Raw genomic sequence first — 23,385 nt, forward strand, 5'->3', positions numbered from 1 at the left:
ATGCTCGATATTCTCATCGATCTGTCTTTCGAAACGGCCGCACGCAATCGCAGGCTCCCTGTTAGCAGCCGCCCGTGGCCGGCCAGCCCGCGAGAACAATCTTGCCCTTGGCGCGGCCGCTCTCGATCAGGACATGCGCCCGGCGGAGGTTTCCGGCCGAAATCGTTCCGAAGACTTCGGTCAGGGTGGTGTCCAGCGTTCCAGTGTCGATCAGCCGGGAGACCTCGTTGAGCAGTGCTCCTTACTCTACCATGTCGGCAGTGCCGAACATCGAGCGGGTAAACATGAACTCCCAGTGCGTCGATACGCTCTTCACCTTGAAGGACGACACGTCAAGCGACGCCGGGTCATCGATCAAAGCAAAGCGGCCCTGCGGCGCGATGAGCTTGGCTATTTCGCCAAGATGCTGATCGGTGTTGGTGGTCGAGAACACGAAGGCGGGCTGCCCGACACCCAGCCGCTCGATCTCCGCCGCGAGCGGTTTTGAATGATCGATCACATGATGTGCGCCGAGACTGCGGCTCCACTCGGCCGTCTCCGGACGCGAGGCCGTGGTGATCAGGGTGATGTCGGTGAGCTTGCGGGCGAGCTGCGTCGTGATCGACCGACCCCGCTGGCGCCGCCGACGATCAGGAGTGCGTTGGCAGCGCCCGGCACGGGCTTGCGGATGTCGAGCCGGTCAAAGAGGACCTCCCAGGCGGTGATGGCGGTCAGCGGCAGGGCCGCGGCCTCCGCGAAGCCGAGTGAGTCGGGCTTCTTGCCGACGATCCGCTCATCGACCAAATGGAACTCAGCGTTCGTCTCCGCGCGGCCGAGCGCACCGGCATAGAAGACCCTATCGCCTGGCGCGAATAGGCTCACTTCCGGACCGACCGCTTCGACGGTGCCGACGGCGTCCCAGCCGAGCACCTTGAACGTCCCCGGTTCGGCCGATGGCCGCATCCTCATCTTGGTATCGACAGGGTTCACGGACACGGCTTCGATCCGCACGACGAGATACCGTCCCGTCGGCTCCGGCCGCGGCAGATCGACGTCGGTAAGGGATGCCGGATCATCGATGGGAAGAGGGGAGCGGACGCCGATAGCTTTCATGATAGGACCTCGCGATGGGAGTAGGTGTTCGAGACCTATCGATCGACAACCGATACCGACAGGACGTAGATGCCGTCATTCGGGCCACGGGACAAACAAGGGTGAGGACCACCGGTCCTCGGATACAAGTTCAGACCCGCGCGATCACCATGACCGCAAAGTTCCGGCAGAAGCGGCTTGTGCCGGTCCACGGCTCATGCCGCATCGTTCGGCATGAGCGCATCGAAGCTTCGTCCATTTGACCCTGAAGCCAGGCGGCTAGCCGAGGCGGATGTTCCACAGATCGATCGAAACGACGAGTGGATCGGTCGTGAAGCTGCTGTCAGGCTGCCTGGCATGGATGCGCCTTCTCGTCGGGAACTTGATACCAGAGACGTCCTCATATCTGTCGATGATGTGAGCGCCAGGCGTGTTGCCTGCGATCTCGACGTCATAATCGTGACGCTTCAAAAGCCCGTCGCCGTCGAAATAGAGCGTTTGGACAGCGCTGTGCGTGGCGATCTCGGTAGGGAAACGGACCGCGAGACGGCGCCAGTCCGCGCCATCGGCTTGCGAAGGCTCAAGCTCTTCGGTCTCGACGCCTGGCCAGGCGAGTAAAAACGGTATGTTCAAATATGTCCACATGGCGCAGCCGGCGAAGTACGCCAGTTGCAGCTCCGTCCAGGGCGTCTGAAGTGTGTGCCCGGCAAAGCTCGCACGCGGCTGCAGAAGCTCTTCGAGAACGGTTCCGTCTTCGGCTTCCAGGGCGACGCGCCCGGGCTCGAAGCGTGAGCGGCGATTGTCGGAGCCAAAGGGAGCATGCGAAGCCCACTCCGTCTTAAGCCCCACCGTGACGGTTGTGTGCTCGAGCGTCTGGGGGTGGCCCTTCAGCGGCCACAAAACGCCGCCCTGCACGAGATCGGCGGAGACCTGCTCAAACTGCAGCCAACGCTGGAGGCCTCCATGGGCCTCGATCGCAAGGTCTTTAAGTCGTGTCATGAGATGCTCCTGGCAGGACACGCGCAAAATGGCGTGGCTTCTGGCATGGAAACTATGCCACCGCTCGCGTCCGTCGAACGTCTTAGATGCCTTGTTTCCGGCCACGGTCTTTAAACTGGCGAAGCCTTGTTTAAACAGGAGAACGTCGAGGCCGTTTTGGCAGATCTCGTCGCAATGCCTGAGGTTACGCAACCACGCATGTTGAACCGCACCGGGTTTGCCGGAGACCCCAATTCGTGAGAAGTAGGGTCTATGACAAGCAAAACGACGAACAAATTTTCTCCTGAAGTTCGTGCCCGTGCCGTTCGGATGGTGGCGGAGCATGAAGCCGAACATCCCTCCCTTAGGGCGGCCGTATCATCGATAGCGGCCAAGATCGGCTGCTCGGCGCATACCCTTCATGAATGGGTGAAGAAGGCCGAGGTCCACAGCGGCAAGCGTGCAGGTTTGCCAAATGACGTGGCGGAGAAGATGAGGTTCTGGAGCGGGAGAACGGTGAGCTTCGTCAGGCGAATGAGATTTTACGCAAAGCCTCGGCGTATTTTGCCTAGGCGGAGCTCGACCGCCCACTGAAGCGACGATTTCCTTCATCGACGAACACCGCTCGGTGCTCGGGGTCGAGCCGATCTGCAGACTGCTGCCGATTGCCCCGTCCACTTATTATGAGGTTATCGCCAAGCGCACGGATTCATAATTACACTTCGTTCCATGAGGGTGCGGAGATTAAGCGCAATAAAATCCGCATAATTACGGAGTCTAAGCTTTCCATTCTCCGCATATGGGACTTATCTTGCACTATGACATATATCTGGCAATCTCCCCAATGGCCAAAGTTCGAATGGAAACTCGAACACTTGGCATCAAGGCTTGCAACCGTACGCTTTGATCAGGGGCGGCTCATCGGCCGTGTCGAAAGCCTCGGATTTCGTACGCGCGAGGCAACATTCCTGCAGGCGCTGACGGACGACGTTGTCAAGTCGTCGGCGATCGAAGGAGAGCGACTAGATGAACAACAGGTCCGGTCATCGTTAGCCCGGCGGCTTGGCATCGACATCGACGGGTTCGTGACGCCGAACCGCTCTGTTGAGGGTATTGTCCATATCACGCTCGACGCCACGATCAATTGCTCACACCCACTAACGGCAGAGCGGCTATTTCAATGGCATGCGGCGCTCTTTCCAACTGGCCGAAACGAATGGGGTCACAAGCTTCGTGTCGGCGAGTGGCGTGATGACTCAGGTGGCCGTATGGAAATTGTTTCTGGCGCATTCGGATACGAGAAAGTCCATTATGTTGCACCACCGGCAGACCGCGTAGAGGCTGAGATGTCGGCCTTTCTCGAATGGTTCAGCGGATCGCATGATCTCGATCCTCTCGTTAAAGCAGCTATCGCCCACCTTTGGTTCGTTGCCATCCATCCTTTCGGTGATGGCAATGGCCGCATAACCCGCGCAATCGCCGACATGACACTTGCACGTAGTGGCGGCGGCGCACACAGACTTTACTCCATGTCTGCCGCTATCGAGAGGTCGCGCACCGGTTACTACGAAGCCCTGCAATCGATCACAAGCAATGAATCTCTCGATATTACGAGCTGGGTCGAATGGTTCCTGGATCGGTTGGGCAACGCTGTTGGAGGCGCGCTGGCAACCCTCGACAACGTCATGCTGAAGAATGATTTCTGGCAAAGGCATGCTGCGCATGATCTTAACTCGCGACAAGCCAAGGTCCTCAACAGACTGATAGAAGGCAACTTCGAGGGCAAGCTTACATCGACGAAGTGGGCGAAGTTGACGAACGCATCCCAGGATACGGCGTCCCGCGACATTGCGGACCTGTTAGCGAAAGGGATTCTCCGAAAAGGCGAGGCTGGTGGGCGCAGCACGGCCTATGAACTGATTATGGATTTTCCGGCGAACCATATGTCCACAGCCTCACCTGTCAATGATGATTTGCCGTCGAACGCACGCGGGTGATTGCCGCCTGTATGTCTTCCCATGCCGGTTTGTCCGGTGCGAATCGGGCGCGCAAATAAGCCGTGAGATCCTCGAGCTGCGATGCGTCCAATGTACCGTCGAAAGCTGGCATGGACATGATTTCGGGTGCATCACGCCCGGTCGTTGCCGCGATGATAGCCGGTGCATCCAGCCCGCCGAGAATGGCCTGAAGAACATTATCGGGCCTGTCGGAATGCAGATTGGTGTTCAGGGCCAGAGAGGACAAGATGTCATTGCCCTCATGGCAGGATGCACAGGCGCCGCTGAACATACGGGCACCTTTTGGCGCTAGGGTGGCTGCATTGGTTTCACTCGCCTCGCCTGCCGCAATCGCCGCCGTTCTTTTCGCCTCGGCATCGACGGCCGGGGCTGCGTCGTTGAGGCTTGCGAGATAGGTGGCCATGGCGCGGATATCATCATCTGGCAAGGGCTGCATGACCTCGACCACATGCGACATCGGCCCGGATGCGCTGCCATGATCTTTCGAATGGCCTGTGCGCAGGTAATCGTAAAAGGCTTCCGCCGTCCAGCCGACCGGCCCTTTTGCGAAACTGTTAAGAGCGGGCGCGTCCCAGCCATCAGCAAAGCCGCCGGATAGACGAGCGGCACCGTTTTTTTCTGCGCCGAGCACGTTACGGTCAGTATGGCAGGCGGAACAGTGTCCCAGCGTCTCGACAAGGTAAGCGCCGCGGTTCCAGGTGGCGTCGCGGCTCTGATCGTAAGCGAAAGTCCCGTTTTTGAGAAACAGCATGTTCCATCCTGCCATCAGCGCACGTACGCTGAAGGGAAAGTTCAGTCTTGTCTCCGGCGCCTTTAGGGCAACCGGTGTCTGCGTCATCATATAAGCGTAAAGCGCCTGAATGTCGGCATCCTCCGCGCCCGCAAACGAGGTATAGGGGTGGGCCGGATAGAGATGATGGCCGTCGCGGCTCACACCTTGCCGCATGGCGCGTTCGAAAGCCGAATAAGACCATGCACCGATGCCAACCTCCACGTCGGGTGTAATGTTGGTGGCATAAACCTGACCGAAGGGGGTATCGAAACGCCGCCCGCCAGCAAAGGGTGTGCCATCATTTCCAACGTGACAGACATTGCAGGCACCCGCGGCGGCGGCAAGCCGCCCGCGCTCTATCGTGGCTGCACTATAGACATTGGCATCGGGGCGCGGGATGGGCGCGATAGCCGGTCGCCAGGGTGAAGCCATGGACACCACACCGGAGACGGCAGCGACCGCACCAGCCACAGACAGACCGATGTTCCACCAATTGCGCTTTTTCCGGGTGGCCGGAGGCGGTGGCGATCCGCCGTTGAGAGCTGCCAGAACCATCTCCGGCGTCAGCGGTAATTCACGAAAGCGAATGCCGGTTGCATCGTAGACGGCATTGGCAATGGCAGATGCGCTGGGCACCGAGGCCGATTCACCGACACCGAGCGGCGGTTCATCCGGTCTGGGCACCATCAGAACATCGATATCCGGCACCTCCGGGAAGGTGATCAGCGGATAGCCGCCCCATTCTTTCGATGTCACTGCCGTTGATGAAAACTCGACCTTTTCCTTCAGCACCCGGCTGGTGGACTGGATGACGTTTCCGTGGATCTGATGACGTACCCCGTCGGGATTGATCATCATGCCGGAGTCCTGCCCGCAGGTCACTTTTGTGACTGCGATCTCGCCCGTTTTGACGTTGACGGCGACATCGGCAACCCACGCGGCCCACGCGGCGGCCTTGCCCGGAAACGGCCCATGGATATAGACGGCATAGGCAAAACCGCGACCGTAAAGAAGATCGCCTTCTCCGCCCAGCGTTCCCCATTTGGTGTGCGGAACCCACCTGGCCCGCTCCGCCACAGCGTTTACGAGGTCAACGGCGCGGGGATCGTGCAGGTAGCGCAAACGATATTCGATAGGGTCAACACCGGCTGCGGCTGCGAGCTCGTCCACGTAGCACTCATGCGCAAAGGTGTTGGGCATGGCGGAGACGCCACGAAACCATGAGGCCCGGGCAATCGGCGGCATGTCATGCACCGTGACGCGCAGATTGCCATAGTCATAGGGTGGGATCGCGGTGCGGTCGCCCATCTGCACCACCGCGGCCATCGGCGAGATCTTGCCCGTCAGAACGAGCGAAAGCGTTGGCGCGAGGTTAGAAGGATAGCGTGTCTCGAAATCATAGGCAGCAGGCCCGCCTTCGAGATCAAGGCCGCCGCGCACATCCATGATCTGTGCAGCACCCTTCGGCTCCCATGCATGCTCCTGCTCACGGGTCAACTGAACGCGCACCGGCGCGTTGACGGCGCGGGATAGAAGCGCTGCATCCGCAGTAACGTCGTCGGCGCAATTGCGTCCGTAACAGCCCGCAGCCTCCATCCGCTCTACGACAATAAGGTCTTCCGGCATGTCCAGAAGCAATGCCAGATCGCGGCGCATCGGAAACGGGTTCTGCGTGCCGGACCACACGGTCAAACCGTCATCGCGGTAGTCTGCGACAGCGCAGGATGGGCCAATGGAGGCGTGCATCTGGTAGGGCCAGACATAGGTCCGGTTCATCGGCTGCGCGCTACCTGCCAGAGCCAGGTCGACATTGCCGCGATCGGCAAGCTTGCGCGGTTTCGAGGGATTGGCACGCAATGCCTGTTCGGGGAAGTTCAGGTCCGGCTGCTCCGGCGGTGTCCGCCATTCCACATGTAGACATCTTGCGGCCTCGACGGCATTTTCCTCGCGGGTGGCAACCACGCCGACGAAATCGCCCACCGCGATCACGGCAACAAGACCCTCTATATGGGACACGGAACTTTCATCGATGGACATCAGACTTGTGCCGACATGCGCACCGTGATCGAAACCGGCATAGGGTGGGCGCACCACACGACCGTGCAACATGCCGGGAACCCGCACGTCATGCACATAGGTCCAGCGCCCCGTTGCTTTGGCCGGTATATCCACACGTGGGCGCGAGATTCCTACGAGACGATAGAGAGAGGCGGGTTTCAACGGGGCGGCGGGATCGACGGACAGGCGAACATGCTCTCCGGCGACGAGATCTGCAAAGCTCAAGCTCCAGTTCTCTCCACCGGCTGAATGAATGACACCATCTTCTATTATCAGGTGATCCACGGCAACACCGGTGCGTATCGCAGCCTTCTGCAAAAGAAACCGGAGCGCCGTCGCGCAAGCCTGCCGAAGCGGAATCGCGGTGATCTGGATCGTTTCGCTGGCAATGGTAGCGCCCTGATCCGGCGCAACTGTGGTGGTGCCCAGCACCATACGCACCTGCTCGAAAGGCACGAACAGTTCTTCGGCAACGATCTGCGCCAATGATGTGCGGATACCCGTTCCGAGGTCTACATGGCCGTTAAAGGCCACAACCTGCCCGTCCTTGCCGATGGCCACGAAAAGCTCCGCCTCGTCGCCGGCCGCGGTGTCGGAAACAACAGCAAGCATATCTTCCTGAGCGAAATACTGATGTTTCGGCGCTTCGCGATGTTCACTCATTGCGCTGGTCCCGTTGTTTGTACCGGTTCGCATTCATCTTGCGCCTTCCTGCAAGCGACAGCGCGTCGTGCTGCTGCTAGAATTTCCATGTGCGTGCCACAGCGACACAGATGATGGCGCAATGCCGTGCGGATAGCCTCTTCATCCGGCTGCGCATTGCGCTCGAGTAGGGCAACGATCGCGATAATCATGCCATTGAGGCAGTAACCACACTGCGCGGCGGCCTCATCGATAAACGCCTGCTGCACCGGATGCAGCGCGTCGCCATGCGCAAGCCCTTCAAGCGTGACGACCTCACGAGTACCGACAGCGCCAAGCGGGATGGTGCAGGAACGTACGGCGCGGCCTTCGACCAGAACCGCACACGCGCCGCATTCGCCCAGTCCACATCCATATTTGGGGCCGTTCAGGCCAATGTCGTTGCGCAATATATAAAGCAAAGGCGTCTTCGGGCTGGCGTCAACCCGATATATTTCCCCGTTGACTGAAAGCGAAACCGCAACCACCCGCGTTACTCCCACATCAGTGGCGCGCGCCGGTTCGCGCCCGTTCGCATGATTTTATACAGCTTGGCAACAATCATGGGCACCCCCGTTTTCGGCCGCACACAAACGATGCCCTCGCCTGCTTTCACATTATTACCCACCCGTCACAGCCCGCTCGCGCATGCATCTCAGCGATGTTGGCTTTCCATCATATATAAGCGTATACGCTTTTTATTGCGCCAAAACAAGCGTTGTTGACAATGCTCAAATTGCTTAAATTTCGGGATAAAGCCTATTATTTTGGCGATCTTTAGCGCTGTTTGCCCGGTTTTTGATCTTGCATATTAGAGTGTATACGCTATTGTTGACTCACTTAACGATGATGAGGCGGAAAGCGCTGGCGCTCTTCCGTGAAGGGATTGAAGCATGTCAAACGGGAAGCAAAAAATCGCGATTATCGGCGCTGGTCTTGGCGGCGCCGTTGCCGGAGCCCTGCTCCAGAATGCGGGGTTCGTTGTCGATGTCTACGAGCAGGCGCCGAGCTTTTCGCGTCTGGGAGCCGGCATCCATATGGGTCCAAACGTGCTGAAGATTTTCGAGCGCATTGGCGTGGACAAGAAGGTCGTAAGCATCAGCAACACGCCCAGCCACTGGGTAAGTCGCAACGGCATTACCGGTGAATATCGCGCACGCGCTGCTCTGGAAGGTTATGGCGCGACATATTGCACCGTTCATCGCGGCGATCTTCAGGCGATCCAGTGCGACGCGCTTCAACCAGGCACGCTGCATTTTGGCAAAAAGCTCGCACGTATTGACGACAATGGTACGGATGTACTGGTTGAGTTCGAGGGCGGCACCTCGGTTCGGGCCGACATCGTCATCGGTGCCGATGGCATCAACTCCCGCGTCCGGGAAACTCTGCTCGGCGAGGAAAAGCCGAATTACAGTGGCTGGGTCGGGCATCGCGCCCTTATCTCTCCCGACAAGCTTCGCAAATTCAATCTGGATTTCGAGGAATGTGTCAAGTGGTGGGGTCCGGACCGCCATATGATGGCCTATTACACGACCGCTCGCCGTGATGAATATTATTATGTCACGGGTGTCCCACATCCTGCGTGGGAGTTCGATACTGCCTTCGTGGACAGCAGCCGCGACGAAATGGCAGCAGCCTTCGAAGGCTATCATCCGATCATTCAGGCGCTGATCGAAAGCACCGATGAGGTGACGAAGTGGCCGCTGTTCAACCGAAACCCGCTGCCTCTGTGGAGCAAGGGCCGTCTGGTCCTGCTCGGTGATGCCTGCCACCCGATGAAGCCGCACATGGCGCAAGGCGCCGCAATGGCCATAGAAGACGCCGCAATGCTGACCCGCTGCCTGACGCAAACAGGTGTCAGCGACTTCCCTACGGCCTTCAGTCTTTATGAAATCAACCGCCGTGAACGGGCAACGCGCGTCCAGACTGTTTCCAATGCCAACACGTTCCTTCTCGATCAGGAAGACCCTTCCTGGGTTTATGGCTATGACATTTACGCCGAACCGCTCAAGAGTGAGTCTGTGGCATGAGCAGCGCCTTTCTTTATGGTGCGAATGTTTTCGCCAACGGCATTCGCCAGCACTATCTGCGTTACGGCGGAAGGGGCGAGGCTCTCATCCTGATCCCGGGTATCACCAGCCCGGCGATCACCTGGGGATTTGTGGCTGAAAAGCTGGCGGAACGTTACGACGTATATGTTCTCGATGTACGCGGTCGCGGGCTTTCATCGACCGGCCCTGACCTCGAATATGGTCTTGATGCCATGGCGGCCGATGTTGTGGGGCTTGCCACGGCACTCGGTTTGTCTCGCCCGGCATTGCTCGGTCATTCCATGGGCGCGCGCATTGCAATCCGTGCCTCCGTAACGGCGTCCGATGCATTCTCCCGGCTGGTCCTCGTCGATCCACCAGTATCCGGTCCCGGCCGCCGTGATTATCCGAGCAAGCTGCCATGGTATGTGGACAGCATTCGTCTGTCATTACGGGGCATCGATGCCGAAGGTATGAAGACGTTTTGCCCGTCATGGACCGACGAGCAGCTCAGGCTGCGGGCAGAGTGGCTTCACACCTGTTACGAGCCGGCCATCGTCACCGCTTTCGAGGATTTCCACAAGGACGATATCTTCCCTGATATCGGCAGGCTCTCCGTGCCCTCCATGCTGATGGTGGCCGGACGGGGTGGTGTGATCGAAAAGGTGGACGTGGACGAGGCGCAGGCACTTTGCCCGGCTCTTGAGATCACCCATGTGACCAATGCCGGACATATGATCCCCTGGGATGATTTCGACGGCTTTTTTGTCGCGCTTGGAGACTTCCTCTCCCGTTGAAAATGAAGACTGCGGCGGGCGCCCGGCTCGCCGTTTTCGTTTGATGTCAGGCTATCTTGCAGAGGATTACACCAGTGCAAAAACTCTATCGTATCGGTCAGATCGTACCCAGCTCCAATACCACGATGGAAACCGAAATTCCGGCCATGTTGATGGCGCGCCAGTCCATTCGCCCGGAGCGTTTCACCTTCCATTCCAGCCGTATGCGCATGAAGAAGGTCGTCAAGGAAGAACTGGCGGCGATGGATGCCGAATCCGACCGTTGCGCCATCGAGCTTTCCGATGCCTGCGTGGACGTGCTGGGTTATGCCTGCCTCGTCGCCATCATGGCAATGGGTCTCGGTTATCACCGTGAATCCGAAAAGCGCCTTACCGGGCGTACAAAAGAGGAAGGCACCAACATCCCTGTCGTTACCAGCGCGGGCGCCTTGATCGAAGGACTGAAGGTGATGAAGGCGAAGAAGATCGCCGTCGTCGCACCCTATATGAAGCCGCTGACCGAACTGGTGGTGAATTACATCCGCGAGGAAGGCTTCGAGGTGATGGACTGGCGGGCGCTGGAAATTCCCGACAATCTGGATGTCGCCCGACACGACCCAGACAATCTGCCAGCCATCGTACAGACGCTGGACCTCACCGATGTGGACGTCATCGTGTTGTCTGCCTGCGTACAGATGCCGTCGCTTTCGGCAATCGCCAAAGTCGAGGCCATGACCGGCAAGCCGGTCGTTACTGCGGCAGTCGCCACCACCTATTGCATGCTGAAATCGCTGGGCCTCGAACCTGTCGTGCCAGGAGCCGGTGCGCTTCTGTCCGGCGCCTATTGAGGGAGCGATCGATGCAGACTGCTGAAGCCAATTATCAGGGTATCTGGGGCAACCGCATCGGCTTTGGCCAGCGGCCAGCCCTTCTGGTCATCGATTTCCTGAAAGCCTACACGATAGAAGGCGCGCCGCTCTATGCTCCCGGTGTCGTTGAAGCCGTTGCCAAGGCACCCGAGCTGATCGCGGCTGCACGGCAGGCAGGCATTCCCGTCATCCATACCCGTATACTCTATCTGGCGGAAAACTGCGCCGATGGCGGCATGTGGGTGAAAAAATCGCCGGTCATGAAGGCGATGGTCGAAGGCAACGAACTGGCAGAATTCTGCGACGGCGTTGAACCGGCCAGCGATGAATTGGTCATCATCAAGCAATATGCCAGCGCCTTCTTCGGCACCAGCCTCGCCTCGCAATTGCACAGCATGGGCATAGACACTGTCATCATGGCAGGTTGCTCGACGAGCGGCTGCATCCGCGCCACGGCCGTCGATGCCGTACAGCATGGTTTCCGCGGTATCGTCGTACGCGAATGCGTGGGCGACCGTCACCCGGACCCGCACAATGCCAACCTCTTCGATATCGACAGCAAGTATGGCGATGTCGTTTCGAGGGAGGAGGCCATCGCGGAAATCGCCAAGGTCAAGTCCAACTGTCCGTAACTGGACGCAACACCCAAGCCTTAAAGCAAGATAGGGGAATGAGCATGGATCAATTCAGCTTTACAGAAATCTGCCTGCATCAATTGAAGATGTCGGGCGTCCACGAGGGCGAGAAACTCATCGTCCTTACCCAGGGCAACGAGCGCCTCGATTATGCCGACGCGTTCATGGCAGCGGGCATGCGTCTTGGCGCCAGTATGTATCACATGCGTTTGCCGCCGGTGCCGCCGGCAGGTGCATGGGCAGTTGGCCAGACAGGTCTGGCAGCCATGCCGGACGCGGTAGAAGCCCTGAAGGCCGCCGACATGCTCATCGATTGCATCTTCCTGCTGTTCAGCCCGGAACAAATGGCGATCCAGGCTGCCGGTACGCGTATCCTGACCGCCGTTGAACCGCCGGAAGTTCTCGCGCGCATGCTGCCGACGAAGGAACTGCGCGAACGCGTCGAATTTGCCGGAGACTTGCTGTCCAAGGCGAAGGTGATGCGGATCACCTCTCCGCATGGCACAGATGTCACCTACAAGCTCAACACCTATCCCGCCGTGACAGAATATGCGTGCACGGACGAGCCGGGCCGCTGGGACCATTGGCCGTCCGGCTTCGTGTTTACCGGTGGTGATGATGACGGCGTCGATGGCACGATCGTCGTTGCTCCGGGCGATATCCTGCTGCCGCAGAACATCTACGTACGCGACCCGATCGTCTACACGATCGAAAACGGCTGGATCACCGACATTCGCGGCGGCCTCGATGCCGAACTGGTCAAGTCCTACATGGCGGGTTTCAACGATCCTCGTGGCATGGGCATGAGCCATGTCGGCTGGGGTCTTAACCAGAACGCCAAGTGGCATCGCATGGTCCCCGGCGAATTCCCGGGCGGCATGGGCATGGAAGCACGCTCCTTCTACGGCAATGTGATGTTCTCCACCGGTCCCAACAACGAACTCGGCGGCCCGAACGATACCGCCTGCCATCTGGATATCCCGATGCGCGGTTGCTCGCTGTTCCTCGACGACGAACCGATGGTTCTCAATGGAGACATCGTCGTGAAGGAAATGCAGCACAATTTTGGCTGACCTCCGGGCTGCAAATGACGTGCCGCGCATATAGCGCTCAGTGATTTCTGACCGCCAGTTCTGGCGGTCAGCGACGCGACGACAGATCACGACTTGGATTTAGACGCAAAGATAAAAACATCAATCATTAGAAAAAATGAGGGGTACGTATGCGATCGCCAATCACAATAGAACAAGGGATAAAGGCCGCCGGTGTCGGCACGTTCCAGAAACGTTTGTTCGTTATATTCGGCCTCGTCTGGGCAGCCGACGCCATGCAGGTTCTGGCCATAGGTTTCAGTGCCCCGTCTATAGCGAAAAGTTTCGGGGTTACGGTGCCAGAAGCGCTTCAGACTGGCACCTTCTTCTTTCTGGGAATGCTCGTTGGTGCGTTTGTTTTCGGCCGGCTTGCCGACCGCATAGGGCGCCGCCCTGTCCTTTTCGCGGCAATCATTCTGGACGCGGTGTTCGGCGTCGCATCGGCATTCGCACCGGATCTCCAATGGCTCTATGTCGCGCGTTTCCTGACTGGCCTTGGCGTGGGTGGAACCTTGCCCGTCGACTATGCAATGATGGCTGAGTTCCTGCCTGCCGACCGTCGCGGTCGCTGGCTGGTCCTGCTCGAAGGTTTCTGGGCTGTCGGCACGGTCGCGCTTGCGATGCTGGCGCTCGTTGCAGGAAGCGACGGGGGCGAAGCCTGGAGAACGATTTTCTTTGTAACCGGCTTACCCGCTCTCATCGGGGTTGCACTTCGCTTCTATGTGCCTGAATCGCCACTTTACCTCAATCGCCAGGGGCGCTCGGAAGAGGCGCGAAACATTCTCCAGCGAATGGCCAAGGCCAACGGTGTTATCGCGGAAATTCCGCCTATCGTTCCGCAGAAGCCGGAACGCAAGTCGCTTGCCGCCCTGCTGTCGCCGGAACTGCGTCGCCGCACCATCTTTCTCATGCTCGCATGGATGATGATTTCGATCTCCTATTACGGCGTCTTCGTCTATCTACCTGTGAGACTTGCAAGTGAAGGCTTCGGCTTCATGCGCGGGCAGCTCTTCCTGGTCGTTCTCGCAATCGCGCAACTTCCCGGTTATGCCTTGGCTGCTTATGGCGTGGAGCGCTGGGGCCGCAAGCCGACCCTCATAGGGTTTCTGCTTCTTAGCGCTATCGGTACATTCCTTTACGGTTTGGGTCAAAGCACTGAAATCATTGTGGCGGCATCGATGTTGACGAGCTTTGCATTGCTCGGTACATGGGGCGCGATCTATGCTTTCACGCCGGAAATCTATCCAACAACCTTACGGGCCAGCGGTATGGGAACAGCTGGTTCGGTTGCGCGCTTCGGTGGGCTTCTGGCGCCATCCATCGTCGCACCGATCATGGCTTCCAGCTTCGGACTGGCATTAGGTGTGATTTCGGGATTGCTCGTCCTTGCGGCCCTGAGCGTGTGGCTTATCAATGCCGAGAGCAAAAGCATGGCGCTCGAATAGAGCTTTTATCCATCCCTTGGGGCAAACCCGCCGCAGGGGACAAATTGCAACTGCATCACGCTTAGCCTTTCACTTGCGTGCTCTCACCCTTAATTACTATCCTCTCGAATCGTCGTTTTCAGAAAAGGCGACTTGAAAACCGGGCGGATGAAAGATCGATGGCACCAGACGAAGACATTAGAGAACGTGGAGATGCGGAGAATTACCGCGTTACCGAGCAGGTAGGCCATCTCTTGCGAAAGGCCTATCAGCGTCATCTTTCCATTTTCCAGGAAAATGCCGTCGATCCCAACCTGACGTCGGTGCAGTTTGTTACACTCTGTGCGCTGCATGATTTCGGCCCCATCTCCCAAACGGAATTGGTAAAGGCAACGGCGGTCGATCAGGCCACCATTCGCGGCATCATCGACCGTCTTAGGGCACGCGGCCTGATCAAAATCTCGCGTGATGCCAGCGATGGCCGCAAGGTGATCATGTCGTTGCTGCCAGCGGGCGAGGATGTGCTGCAAGAGATGTACCCAAGAGCCAGAACAATTACCGAACAGACCATGGGTCGTCTGAATGCAGCTGAACAGGTAGCATTGCTTTACCTGCTTCGAAAAATCGGCGGAGACGATGCTATGGGTGAAAACGAACACCCGGCCTAGTTACTTTCGGGCGTAGTCACCTGCCGGCCTCGATTGCTCCTACCGTCCGCAGGGGATATGTCGAGGATAACTCCACCTGCATCTGCGATAGCCTCCGGCGTGTCGAGGTCGATATGCGCAGCCGGACCGATTTCAACGTTAATCACCTGAAGGCTTGATGTTTCGATGAGGTGGCGGGCACCTATATCTCCTTCCAGTCTTAACACGGCGTCCTGCAAGGCTTTTGGCAGGATAACCGGGTTTCCAGGTTTCCCTTGTGAGGACGCGCGGACGATTGCTGTGCCGCCCGACCGCCGGAACTCCGCAATCAGCCGGTTGAGATCGGCCGTGGTAATGCCCGGCATATCGGCCAGCATGATCAGCACGCCTTGTGCTTTGCGCACCTGACCAGTCATGAAGCCGCTCGCAAGTGAGCCAGACATTCCCGAAGCGTAGTCGGCATTTACAACAATACTGACATCCACGCCCGAAATGGCATTTCGCAACTCCTGTTCACGATGACCCAGAACAACCGTGACCGACGATGCAACGCTATCGGTGGCAACGAGGGCCGTGCGACGGACAAGCGGTATACCGTCGAACTGCGCGAGAAGTTTGTGAGCGCCGCTCTTTCCCATGCGGCTTGACATTCCGGCTGCCGGGATCACGATTGACACCGAAATCTGCCCTGCGGCCTTTATACGGTAGAGATCGTCGTCTTGCAGGACATGGCCCTTAGAAAACTTCGCTTCAGGCAGTTTCATGGCGTGTGCGAGAACAATTCCTCTCGCGTCATCGATAGAGAATTGACCGAACTTCATCTATCCACGCCCTGATGGCCGTGGTTTCGCACGCGAAGCGCCTGAATGATCTCGGCAAGGATCGCCACGGCGATCTCGGCCGGATTACTGGCGCCTATATCCAGCCCTATCGGCGCATGAATCGCCAAAAGTGCATCCGCATCGATCCCCTCCCCGGACAGGCGCTCGATGCGCGATGCGTGGGTAGCGCGACTGCCGAGGGCGCCGATGTAAAAGCAGCCCGTTCGCAGGGCGTCTGCCAATGGAAAATCATCGATTTTCGGGTCGTGCGTGAGTGCTACGACAGCAGTGTAGCGATCGAGCGGATCAGCAAGGAAAGCATCTGCGGGCCAATCTGCCGACAGGTTTACGCCGGGAAACCGCTCCACTGTGGCGAAGGCCGTACGTGGATCGACAATGCGCACCTCGAAACCGGCGACCATGGCCATCTGCGCCAGAAACTGACTGATATGCACGGCACCGATGATGACAATGCGCGGCGATGGCAGATAGACATTCAAAAACGTGCCGCCCTGCCGCTCATCAAGCAACCTGGAACGGCCATCGCGAAACGCGCTTTTTACACCCTCACCTAGTCCGGCCGGCCAAAATGTGCCTTCGAGAAGCAAAATTTCGTCGCCAGTGACAAGATCGGTCAGCAAGGCCACGGCGATGCGCTGTTCGCGAGCAATATTCAGCCGTTTGAGAGTGTCCAGCCGCATCAGTCGAGCCTCTCGATATAGACCCGGATGCGCCCGCCGCAGGACAATCCGACACGCCATGCCGTTTCATCCGCGACGCCGAACTCCAGCATCGCGGCTTTTCCATCTGCAATAACATCAATGCAGGCCGTGATAACCGATGCCTCGACACAGCCGCCGGAAACAGAACCTTCGAAGTTGCCTTCACGATCCGCCACCAGATGACTTCCCGCCCGGCGCGGTGCCGAACCCCAGGTTTCAACGACTGTTGCAATCGCCACCTGCCGCCCGCCCAGCTTCCACGCTTGCGCAATGGTCAGCGGATTTTTGTCTTTCAGGTCTTGCGCCAGAACCATCCGGTGAAGCTTCCACGTCTGCGTTGCGATGATCGGGCACCGGCGCCGGCGATCCGATGTGGGCATGCACATTTCGACCTGCCGCTGCCTTGCACATGCTGCCGGGCAGGATAGCAGGAGATCAGGACCGCCGACATCGGGTGGACCCTGCTTTCCGGAAGAATATTTTCATGGCAAAGCTTCCACCCCGCCAGTTTGTGTCAGAAGCGCGTATGCCTTTCTTCGGGCTGCGGCGATTTGAGGTCATGGCATTCGCAGTGAGCCTCATCAGGAAGTCCGGCGGCGGTTTCCAGGGCAATGCGTGAGGTGAGCATGGAAAGGCTTGGCAATACGCCTTCCTGCAACAAGCTTCCCCGGTTGCGATCCATGTAGTCGTTGAATCCTGCCGTTACGAAAGCGCACGGCACGAAGCATGCGCCGATCTCGCGTGAAAGCGTGGCTTCCGGCGCTATTGAATGGTTGATCACATCGGCTCCGAGGAAATGAAAGGCCATCGCCTCGGCAGGGCTGGTCAAACGGGGTCCATAAACATGTCCAGCGACAAGCCCCTGTTCGATACCATGCACCCGGCAAGACGATGGCCATTGACGGCGCGCTGTCGAAGCTAGCGTTTCGGCACAATGCGGGCAGACGATGCGCTTGCCGGAGCAATCGAAGCGCTGACGGCCCGGAAGAAGGGAATAGGGTGTCTGAGTGAGCTCGATGATATCCGCATTGATAACCATGTCGCCAGGCTGGATCGCCTTGTTGACCGCTCCGATGGTCGAGCAGGCAAGAACCCGTTTTACTCCCGCATTCATCAGAACCCAGAAGGAGCGTTGGTGGCAAGAATGGTCGATCTGGTCACGCGGATTGCCGTGGGAATACATGCACAGCGCGACCTTGCTGCGGCCTTCAGCGGTAATTGAGGCATCGAATTCGAGCAGCTTCCAGTTTTCTGAAATGCCGTAGGGCGTTTCGAATGCCAGATCGCGAGCAAGGACACGGACACCATCGACGCCCACGTCTTCGGGAAAAGCCAGTCCCCAGTTAGCAGAACCTGTAATGATCGCCAGTCCGGCCTTTGGAATGGCGGATGTAGCAGGAGTATCGGTCATGATGGGTCTTTCAGAGAGTATCGCTGCGCTGACGCAAGTTGAAAAACAGTACGACGCCGGTGATGAGAACCGTCCACAAGGTCGAGATGGCGGCAATGGTGGGGTCGATCTGGTCGCGCAGCGATATGAACATCAGCTTGGGCAGGGTGCTGTTCTGGCCGCTTGCGACAAAGATGGAAATCACCGCTTCATCCAGCGACGTCAGAAAGGCCATCAGCGCGGCCGTCGTCAGACTGAGGCCGAGCTGGGGCAGGATGATGCCACCCATGGTGCGAAACCAGCCTGCGCCGAGGCTTCTGGCCGCCTGGGCCTGGGCCCAGTCGAAACGGTTGATGGCAGGCAACAATACGATGACTGCAACCGGAATGGCCAGAACCACATGGCCCGCCAGTACGCCGGTCAGCGTGCCGACAAGGCCGAGCTTCGCGAGAATGAAAAACAGGCCGATTGCGAGAAGAATGCCTGGCGTTACGGATGGTGACAGGAGCATCATATAAATTGCGGCAGCCCTTCGGCCCGTCAGCCGATTGATCGCAAAGCAGGCAAGAAAACTGATCGGCACCGCGATCACGGCTGTGAGAACACCGAGCAGAAGGCTCGTTCTCAGCGCCGCCATCCATGACGCGGACGAGAAGAAGGCGCCATACCAGCGCAACGACCATTCGCGCGGAGGAAACTCCAGAAGGTCCGATGCCGAAAAGGACAAGGGAATGACGATGAGCGTCGGCAGCATCATAAACACAAGCACGATGCACGAGAAGATCCAGAGGAAGTTTCTGAAAAGCCGGTTGTCCTGATAGGCATCAAGCATTGCGAACCCTCACGGCTGTGAGTTGGCGCAGGCCGAAGACCATGGCGCCTGTCGTGAGAACAAGAACGAGCAACACCACGCCCAGGGCGCTCGCCGAACCCCAGTCCTGAAATGTGGAGAGCGTGCGTTCGATACGAATGGCGACCGGGTTGACCTTGCCGCCGCCCAGAACAGCGGGCGTGACGAAGAAACCGAGCGTGTAGATAAAGACGATGGTGGACCCCGAAAGGATGCCGCCAACCGAGAGCGGCAGGATGACAGTGCGCACGCAATGCCACATGCTGGCCCCCATGCTGGCGGAGGCACGGATGATATTGGAATCTATGTCCCGCATCGCCGCATAAACAGGCAGAATAAAAAGCGGCAGCATGTAATGAACCATGCCGACGAGGGTTCCGGAGAAATTATAGACCAGTGGCAACGGCGTGTCGGTTATGCCGAGGGCGCCCAGTGTGGAATTTACAAGCCCGTCACGGCGCAACAACACAAGCCAGCCATAAGTCCGAACCAGAATCGAGGTCCACAGCGGCAACATAATGAAAATCAGCATCCGATTGGCTATCCTCGGCCGCGCGCTTGCCAGCGTTAACGCCACCGGGATGCCGAGAACGAGACAAATGGCAAGAGTTGCCCCGGACAGCATGATCGTTGTCCAGAGCGCGGACCAGGTGAGACCGCTGAAGAGGATTTTCTCATAGTTTGACAGTGTCGCCTGGCCGCCGATGTTGAGGAAGGACTGCCGCAGGATCCAGACCATCGGCACAATCGCCCCCAGCCCGACCAGAACAAGGGCTGGCAAGGACAACGACAGAAAGAAGCGCCTTTCCTTGCGGGCATCTTTTACAAGGTCCGATGCACTCATGCAGACGCCCCCTCTTCCAGAATGTGAACATGTCTCGCAGCCGCATAGGCCGTGACCGGTTCGCCGGGCTGCAATTGCGGACATGCACCAGAATGTGTAGCCGGAATACTCAACATGACCTCTTCACCATTGCCGAGATGGAGATTGAGGAGCCAGTTTTCACCGCGAAATGCCTTGGCCTTGAGATGGCCAGCGATGGAAACACGGTCGCTACCGGCCGCATCGGCCTCAAGATGGAAACTTTCCGCACGGATCATTGCGAACCCCTTGCTACCGGCGTTGAGCGCCGGAGCGGGAAGTACGTTCGCTTCACCCATGAATTCAGCGACGAAACGTGTGCGGGGACGATGGTAAATGTCCTGGGGCGCACCGATCTGCTGTATGATACCCGCATCCATTACCGCGATGCGATCCGACATGGTCAGGGCCTCGCGCTGGTCGTGGGTCACGTAAATCGTGGTGATGCCCAGATCGTCATGCAGCTTGCGGATTTCGAACTGCATATGCTCGCGCAGGTTCTTGTCGAGCGCAGAAAGCGGCTCGTCCATGAGCATGACACGCGGCTCGAACACAATGGCGCGGGCAAGGGCCACGCGCTGGCGCTGGCCACCTGAAAGGGCCGCGATGTTTCTGTCGCCGAACCCGTCCAGCTTGACGCGGGCAAGGGCGGCGAGAGCACGCTCGCGGGCTTCTGCTTTCGGCACACGCCGCAGAACGAGCGGATATTCCACATTCGCCAGAACGCTCATATGCGGGAACAGCGCATAGTTCTGGAAGACGATGCCGATCTCGCGCTTTTCGGGCGGAAGCCGGGTGAAGTCCCGACCTCCGATGATGAGAGAACCGCTATCCGGGCGAACAAACCCCGCCAGCGCCATCAATAGCGTTGTCTTTCCTGAGCCCGAAGGACCAAGGAGCGTCAGGAATTCGCCAGCGGCGATATCAAGCGAAACATCGTTCAGCGCAACATAAGTCCCGTAGGTCTTCTGCACATTGCTGATCGTGATTGGAAGCGAGGTCGTTGCCATGGTGATCGTGGTTCTCTGCGCAAATGTTAGCGGTTCATCATCTCGTCAAATGCGAGCTGAGCGGCTTCACCGTTCTTGAGCCACCAGTCGGCCTTCGAGAAAACAGAGGTTTCCACATTGCCGGGGGCTGTAGCGAGAAACGCCATTTTTTCTGCCGGGATAAGCCCGCCCTGATACGCTGCCGGATTGACCGGGCCGTAGGCGATGAAGTCCGTAAGCTTTGCGCCGCGCGCCGGCTGGGTCATCGCAGAGATGAGTTTCATGGCCGCTTCGCGGTTTGCCGAACCCTTGGGAACAGCGAGGCAATCCGTGCCGATCACAGATCCTTTGAACGTGTAGTCGGCAGGACCGCCATCGGCCTTGACGCTCTGGGCGCGACCGTTCCAGGTCACCACGAGATCGGCCTCGCCGTCCTTGAGGATCTGCGCGGACTGGGCGCCCGATGTCCACCACACCGCAACATCCGGCTTGAGTTCCTCAAGCCTTGCGATAGCGCGCTTGATGCCTTCGGGCGTATCGAGGATCTTGTATATGTCGCCAGGCGCAACGCCTTCGGAGAGAAGCGCGATCTCGATCAGATCCTGAGCGTTGGCGCGCAAAGCCCGCTTGCCTGGAAACGCCTTGACATCCCAGAACTCAGTCCAGTTCTTCGGTGCGTTCGCGCCGAAGGTCTTCGTGTTCCAGGCCATTACCGTGCCGTAGGAACTGAAGGGGTAGCAATATTCGGATTCGGCGCCGGCGGGCAGCGTCTTCGGATCGATGATGTTATAGTCCAGCTTCTCCAGAAGCCCCTGCGCCGCAGCTTGAGCGCCTTCAGGAGAGCCGAGGTGAATTACATCCGTCGTCACAGCCCCGGAAGTAACCTGCATCTTGAGAGCCGCGAAACCGTCGCTCTGGGTTTCCTCACGAACGTCAAGGCCGAGTTCGGCGGCAGCAGGTCCCCACATAACCTCTTTCATCGCCTTTCCGTAATCGCCTCCGGCGGTGGTGATGGTAAGGGATTGGGCTGCCAGCGGGCTTGCGGCTACGAGCGCGATCATGGCCACGGAAAAGTACATCATGCGGGACATCGATAGTCTCTCCTTTGTTCACCTCTGAAACACGATTTCCTTCGGATCTAAGCCTTTTTCTAAAAATCGTAACGTTACGATTGATGAAAAAGTGCACTTCGTCAAGTTCGATTTAATAGATGTCATCCGCGCTTTCCTTCTTCCGATGAAAAGGGCAGTGTATTAGACACATGAAAAAAGGGGCTTTGAGTCTATCGATGGAAGGAAACGGCCGGGCCAATCTGAAGAAAATTGCGTCCGAGCTTGGTCTGTCGGTGACGACGGTTTCACGTGCGCTGAAAGACGGCCCTGAAGTGCATCCCAAGACGATCGCAAGGGTGAAAATTGCCGCAAATGCTGCGGGATATGTGCCTAACCTGCATGGGCGGGCGTTGCGAACCGGACAGACCCGTACATTGTCTGCCATTCTGCCCCTTGAGACACGCGATTATCTTTCCGACCTTGCCAAGCTGCCCCTGATCGAGGGCATGACTCTGGCCGCCCAGGAAAGCGGCTACAGCCTGTCGATCTCATCAACGACGCCGGACGACGATCCATATGAAAACCTGAAACGTGTCATCCAGGCGGGCAGCGCCGACGGGATCATCATTACCCGAATGGTAGCAAATGACCCGCGGCCGCCTTTTCTGCTTGAACGGCATATTCCATTCGTTGCCTTCGGACGCAGCGGTTCGCACCTGAATTACGCTTATGTGGATATCGACAACGAGAAAATTGCCTACGAAGCCGTCCAGATGCTGGTGGCCGAGGGGTGCCGGAGTATTGCTCTGCAACTGTTGACGCTGGAAGACCAGTACAGCGCCATGCGTATGGCTGGATATTCCCGAGCGATGGCCGAAGCCGGGCTCGAAATCGACCCGCGACTGATCGGGTATCAGGAATTTACCATGGCAGCGAGTGAACGGTGGGTCGGCAAGCTGCTCGATCTGCCAGACCCGATGTCAGGATTGATCTGCGCTAATGAACTCGGTCTGCTCGGCGCTCTCAGTGCGCTACGGCAACGTAATCTCGTTCCGGGACGGGACGTTCGCATTGTTGTGCGCGACAATACCCAGATTTGCCGCTACCTTTCCGTACCGCTGATTGCGCATTCCGTCGATATGGTTGCGGTTGGTCGCAATCTGGTTGAAAGCCTCATTCATCAAATCGAGCGGCCGGAAATGCCACCCCAGCAGTTGGTCATGTTTGGTGAACTTCAAAGATTCAGTTTCTGACCGGCAAGCTTGGCCCGGAAAATCCGAATTATCGTAAAGATCCCACTCCTGCGGCCAATGCTTGCGCGATATCATCGCGGAGCGGCAAAAGAAACCTGAGTTGCGATATCGACGACATCATTCGTGAAGCTGCGCGGACCTTTCGGATCGCTTCCAAAACGGTCGCGCTTGCATAATTGACCCTAGAGCAAAAGACGAACAAATCTCAAGGGGTTAAGGACTAAGGTATTGGAAATTCGAGAAAATAAGAAAGTCGCAGCCCGGTCGTCACCAATAGCGGGTAACGCTTCGTTAAGAGCTTGTTAACCCTTAGTCTCTGGACGTGAAGAGAGAATCGTGTTGTATCTTTGGCGGGCTTTGGGCGGCAAACCGAACTTTGCCCGCCAAGGGGGCGAT

The 23,385-nt window shown here is 58.1% G+C and carries 20 protein-coding genes, 2 pseudogenes and 1 other annotated feature; of the genes and pseudogenes, 10 read left to right on the forward strand and 12 right to left on the reverse strand.

Translation table 11 applies throughout. The features are described from left to right. Nucleotides 1-61: 61 nt before the first annotated feature. Together CFBP5499_RS27545 and CFBP5499_RS27550 are read right to left on the reverse strand one after the other, a co-directional pair. Nucleotides 62-1,092: pseudogene (locus CFBP5499_RS27545) on the reverse strand (zinc-binding alcohol dehydrogenase family protein). A gap of 258 nt (nucleotides 1,093-1,350) precedes the next feature. Further along, nucleotides 1,351-2,070: a hypothetical protein gene (locus CFBP5499_RS27550; protein ID WP_080830370.1), complete on the reverse strand. Its 720-nt coding sequence runs from the start codon at nucleotides 2,068-2,070 to the stop codon at nucleotides 1,351-1,353. A 252-nt stretch (nucleotides 2,071-2,322) separates the two neighbouring features. Between CFBP5499_RS27550 and CFBP5499_RS27555 the strand changes: the two are divergent. Together CFBP5499_RS27555 and CFBP5499_RS27560 are read left to right on the forward strand one after the other, a co-directional pair. Then, nucleotides 2,323-2,758 (forward strand): annotated as a pseudogene (locus CFBP5499_RS27555) (transposase); the annotation flags it as partial. After that, nucleotides 2,606-2,722, forward strand: a sequence feature (AL1L pseudoknot). It overlaps the preceding pseudogene by 117 nt. Nucleotides 2,759-2,867: 109 nt before the next feature. Beyond that, the gene (locus tag CFBP5499_RS27560) at nucleotides 2,868-4,046 is read left to right on the forward strand and encodes a Fic family protein (protein WP_080830371.1); all 1,179 of its coding nucleotides are present in this window, start codon (nucleotides 2,868-2,870) and stop codon (nucleotides 4,044-4,046) included. Here CFBP5499_RS27560 and CFBP5499_RS27565 read toward each other — a convergent pair. Beyond that, on the reverse strand, nucleotides 4,012-7,560 hold the full coding sequence (locus CFBP5499_RS27565; protein ID WP_080830372.1) for a molybdopterin cofactor-binding domain-containing protein: 3,549 nt from the start codon (nucleotides 7,558-7,560) through the stop codon (nucleotides 4,012-4,014). The genes CFBP5499_RS27560 and CFBP5499_RS27565 overlap by 35 nt on opposite strands. Then, entirely contained in the window at nucleotides 7,557-8,066 is a 510-nt protein-coding gene (locus CFBP5499_RS27570) for a (2Fe-2S)-binding protein (protein ID WP_080830373.1), read from the reverse strand. The genes CFBP5499_RS27565 and CFBP5499_RS27570 overlap by 4 nt, the downstream gene beginning before the upstream one ends. Before the next feature lie 405 nt (nucleotides 8,067-8,471). Between CFBP5499_RS27570 and CFBP5499_RS27575 the strand changes: the two genes are divergently transcribed. The 7 genes from CFBP5499_RS27575 to CFBP5499_RS27605 all read left to right on the forward strand — a co-directional run bounded on the left by CFBP5499_RS27575 (nucleotide 8,472) and on the right by CFBP5499_RS27605 (nucleotide 15,071). After that, nucleotides 8,472-9,608: an FAD-dependent monooxygenase gene (locus CFBP5499_RS27575; RefSeq protein ID WP_080830374.1), complete on the forward strand. Its 1,137-nt coding sequence runs from the start codon at nucleotides 8,472-8,474 to the stop codon at nucleotides 9,606-9,608. Continuing rightward, nucleotides 9,605-10,405, forward strand: a complete 801-nt coding sequence (locus CFBP5499_RS27580; protein WP_080830375.1) for an alpha/beta fold hydrolase — start codon at nucleotides 9,605-9,607, stop codon at nucleotides 10,403-10,405. The genes CFBP5499_RS27575 and CFBP5499_RS27580 overlap by 4 nt, the downstream gene beginning before the upstream one ends. 74 nt (nucleotides 10,406-10,479) lie before the next feature. Next, nucleotides 10,480-11,232, forward strand: a complete 753-nt coding sequence (locus CFBP5499_RS27585; protein ID WP_080830376.1) for a maleate cis-trans isomerase family protein — start codon at nucleotides 10,480-10,482, stop codon at nucleotides 11,230-11,232. A gap of 11 nt (nucleotides 11,233-11,243) precedes the next feature. After that, nucleotides 11,244-11,885, forward strand: coding sequence for an N-carbamoylsarcosine amidohydrolase (locus tag CFBP5499_RS27590; protein WP_080830377.1), 642 nt, complete (start codon nucleotides 11,244-11,246; stop codon nucleotides 11,883-11,885). Between the two features lie 44 nt (nucleotides 11,886-11,929). Further along, on the forward strand, nucleotides 11,930-12,961 hold the full coding sequence (locus CFBP5499_RS27595; protein ID WP_080830613.1) for a leucyl aminopeptidase: 1,032 nt from the start codon (nucleotides 11,930-11,932) through the stop codon (nucleotides 12,959-12,961). A gap of 149 nt (nucleotides 12,962-13,110) precedes the next feature. Beyond that, nucleotides 13,111-14,424, forward strand: coding sequence for an MFS transporter (locus CFBP5499_RS27600; protein ID WP_080830378.1), 1,314 nt, complete (start codon nucleotides 13,111-13,113; stop codon nucleotides 14,422-14,424). A gap of 158 nt (nucleotides 14,425-14,582) precedes the next feature. Continuing rightward, on the forward strand, nucleotides 14,583-15,071 hold the full coding sequence (locus CFBP5499_RS27605) for a MarR family winged helix-turn-helix transcriptional regulator (RefSeq protein WP_080830379.1): 489 nt from the start codon (nucleotides 14,583-14,585) through the stop codon (nucleotides 15,069-15,071). Here CFBP5499_RS27605 and CFBP5499_RS27610 read toward each other — a convergent pair. The 8 genes from CFBP5499_RS27610 to CFBP5499_RS27645 all read right to left on the reverse strand — a co-directional run bounded on the left by CFBP5499_RS27610 (nucleotide 15,068) and on the right by CFBP5499_RS27645 (nucleotide 21,775). After that, nucleotides 15,068-15,871: a nucleotidyltransferase family protein gene (locus CFBP5499_RS27610; RefSeq protein ID WP_080830380.1), complete on the reverse strand. Its 804-nt coding sequence runs from the start codon at nucleotides 15,869-15,871 to the stop codon at nucleotides 15,068-15,070. The genes CFBP5499_RS27605 and CFBP5499_RS27610 overlap by 4 nt on opposite strands. Continuing rightward, complete coding sequence (locus tag CFBP5499_RS27615; RefSeq protein WP_080830381.1) at nucleotides 15,868-16,572, reverse strand: XdhC family protein; 705 nt, start codon at nucleotides 16,570-16,572, stop codon at nucleotides 15,868-15,870. The genes CFBP5499_RS27610 and CFBP5499_RS27615 overlap by 4 nt, the downstream gene beginning before the upstream one ends. Further along, on the reverse strand, nucleotides 16,572-16,907 hold the full coding sequence (locus tag CFBP5499_RS27620) for an XdhC family protein (RefSeq protein ID WP_080830382.1): 336 nt from the start codon (nucleotides 16,905-16,907) through the stop codon (nucleotides 16,572-16,574). Before CFBP5499_RS27620 ends, CFBP5499_RS27615 begins: the two co-directional genes overlap by 1 nt. 200 nt (nucleotides 16,908-17,107) lie before the next feature. Further along, nucleotides 17,108-18,004 carry a 5'-methylthioadenosine phosphorylase gene (locus CFBP5499_RS27625; protein WP_080830383.1) on the reverse strand — a complete coding sequence of 299 codons (897 nt, stop codon included), beginning with the start codon at nucleotides 18,002-18,004 and terminating at the stop codon, nucleotides 17,108-17,110. 10 nt (nucleotides 18,005-18,014) lie between these two features. Further along, complete coding sequence (locus CFBP5499_RS27630; RefSeq protein WP_080830384.1) at nucleotides 18,015-18,815, reverse strand: ABC transporter permease; 801 nt, start codon at nucleotides 18,813-18,815, stop codon at nucleotides 18,015-18,017. Next, nucleotides 18,808-19,677: an ABC transporter permease gene (locus CFBP5499_RS27635; protein WP_080830385.1), complete on the reverse strand. Its 870-nt coding sequence runs from the start codon at nucleotides 19,675-19,677 to the stop codon at nucleotides 18,808-18,810. Before CFBP5499_RS27635 ends, CFBP5499_RS27630 begins: the two co-directional genes overlap by 8 nt. Next, entirely contained in the window at nucleotides 19,674-20,705 is a 1,032-nt protein-coding gene (locus CFBP5499_RS27640; RefSeq protein WP_080830386.1) for an ABC transporter ATP-binding protein, read from the reverse strand. The genes CFBP5499_RS27635 and CFBP5499_RS27640 overlap by 4 nt, the downstream gene beginning before the upstream one ends. A 26-nt stretch (nucleotides 20,706-20,731) precedes the next feature. Next, nucleotides 20,732-21,775, reverse strand: coding sequence for an ABC transporter substrate-binding protein (locus CFBP5499_RS27645; protein ID WP_080830387.1), 1,044 nt, complete (start codon nucleotides 21,773-21,775; stop codon nucleotides 20,732-20,734). Nucleotides 21,776-21,972: 197 nt separating this feature from the next. Between CFBP5499_RS27645 and CFBP5499_RS27650 the strand changes: the two genes are divergently transcribed. Then, nucleotides 21,973-22,989 (forward strand): LacI family DNA-binding transcriptional regulator, encoded by a 1,017-nt coding sequence (locus tag CFBP5499_RS27650; protein ID WP_080830388.1) that lies wholly within the window; start codon nucleotides 21,973-21,975, stop codon nucleotides 22,987-22,989. Nucleotides 22,990-23,385: the final 396 nt, after the last annotated feature.

Source organism: Agrobacterium tumefaciens, from assembly GCF_005221325.1.
In the GTDB taxonomy this organism is placed as follows: domain Bacteria; phylum Pseudomonadota; class Alphaproteobacteria; order Rhizobiales; family Rhizobiaceae; genus Agrobacterium.

What these genes read in the sequence shown, in the direction of transcription:
- CFBP5499_RS27550 (WP_080830370.1), bottom strand. Translation starts at nt 2,070, where the DNA reads ATGACACGACTTAAAGACCTTGCGATCGAGGCCCATGGAGGCCTCCAG.
- CFBP5499_RS27560 (WP_080830371.1), top strand. Translation starts at nt 2,868, where the DNA reads ATGACATATATCTGGCAATCTCCCCAATGGCCAAAGTTCGAATGGAAA.
- CFBP5499_RS27565 (WP_080830372.1), bottom strand. Translation starts at nt 7,560, where the DNA reads ATGAGTGAACATCGCGAAGCGCCGAAACATCAGTATTTCGCTCAGGAA.
- CFBP5499_RS27575 (WP_080830374.1), top strand. Translation starts at nt 8,472, where the DNA reads ATGTCAAACGGGAAGCAAAAAATCGCGATTATCGGCGCTGGTCTTGGC.
- CFBP5499_RS27580 (WP_080830375.1), top strand. Translation starts at nt 9,605, where the DNA reads ATGAGCAGCGCCTTTCTTTATGGTGCGAATGTTTTCGCCAACGGCATT.
- CFBP5499_RS27590 (WP_080830377.1), top strand. Translation starts at nt 11,244, where the DNA reads ATGCAGACTGCTGAAGCCAATTATCAGGGTATCTGGGGCAACCGCATC.
- CFBP5499_RS27595 (WP_080830613.1), top strand. Translation starts at nt 11,930, where the DNA reads ATGGATCAATTCAGCTTTACAGAAATCTGCCTGCATCAATTGAAGATG.
- CFBP5499_RS27600 (WP_080830378.1), top strand. Translation starts at nt 13,111, where the DNA reads ATGCGATCGCCAATCACAATAGAACAAGGGATAAAGGCCGCCGGTGTC.
- CFBP5499_RS27605 (WP_080830379.1), top strand. Translation starts at nt 14,583, where the DNA reads ATGGCACCAGACGAAGACATTAGAGAACGTGGAGATGCGGAGAATTAC.
- CFBP5499_RS27610 (WP_080830380.1), bottom strand. Translation starts at nt 15,871, where the DNA reads ATGAAGTTCGGTCAATTCTCTATCGATGACGCGAGAGGAATTGTTCTC.
- CFBP5499_RS27615 (WP_080830381.1), bottom strand. Translation starts at nt 16,572, where the DNA reads ATGCGGCTGGACACTCTCAAACGGCTGAATATTGCTCGCGAACAGCGC.
- CFBP5499_RS27620 (WP_080830382.1), bottom strand. Translation starts at nt 16,907, where the DNA reads ATGGTTCTGGCGCAAGACCTGAAAGACAAAAATCCGCTGACCATTGCG.
- CFBP5499_RS27625 (WP_080830383.1), bottom strand. Translation starts at nt 18,004, where the DNA reads ATGACCGATACTCCTGCTACATCCGCCATTCCAAAGGCCGGACTGGCG.
- CFBP5499_RS27630 (WP_080830384.1), bottom strand. Translation starts at nt 18,815, where the DNA reads ATGCTTGATGCCTATCAGGACAACCGGCTTTTCAGAAACTTCCTCTGG.
- CFBP5499_RS27635 (WP_080830385.1), bottom strand. Translation starts at nt 19,677, where the DNA reads ATGAGTGCATCGGACCTTGTAAAAGATGCCCGCAAGGAAAGGCGCTTC.
- CFBP5499_RS27640 (WP_080830386.1), bottom strand. Translation starts at nt 20,705, where the DNA reads ATGGCAACGACCTCGCTTCCAATCACGATCAGCAATGTGCAGAAGACC.
- CFBP5499_RS27645 (WP_080830387.1), bottom strand. Translation starts at nt 21,775, where the DNA reads ATGTCCCGCATGATGTACTTTTCCGTGGCCATGATCGCGCTCGTAGCC.
- CFBP5499_RS27650 (WP_080830388.1), top strand. Translation starts at nt 21,973, where the DNA reads ATGGAAGGAAACGGCCGGGCCAATCTGAAGAAAATTGCGTCCGAGCTT.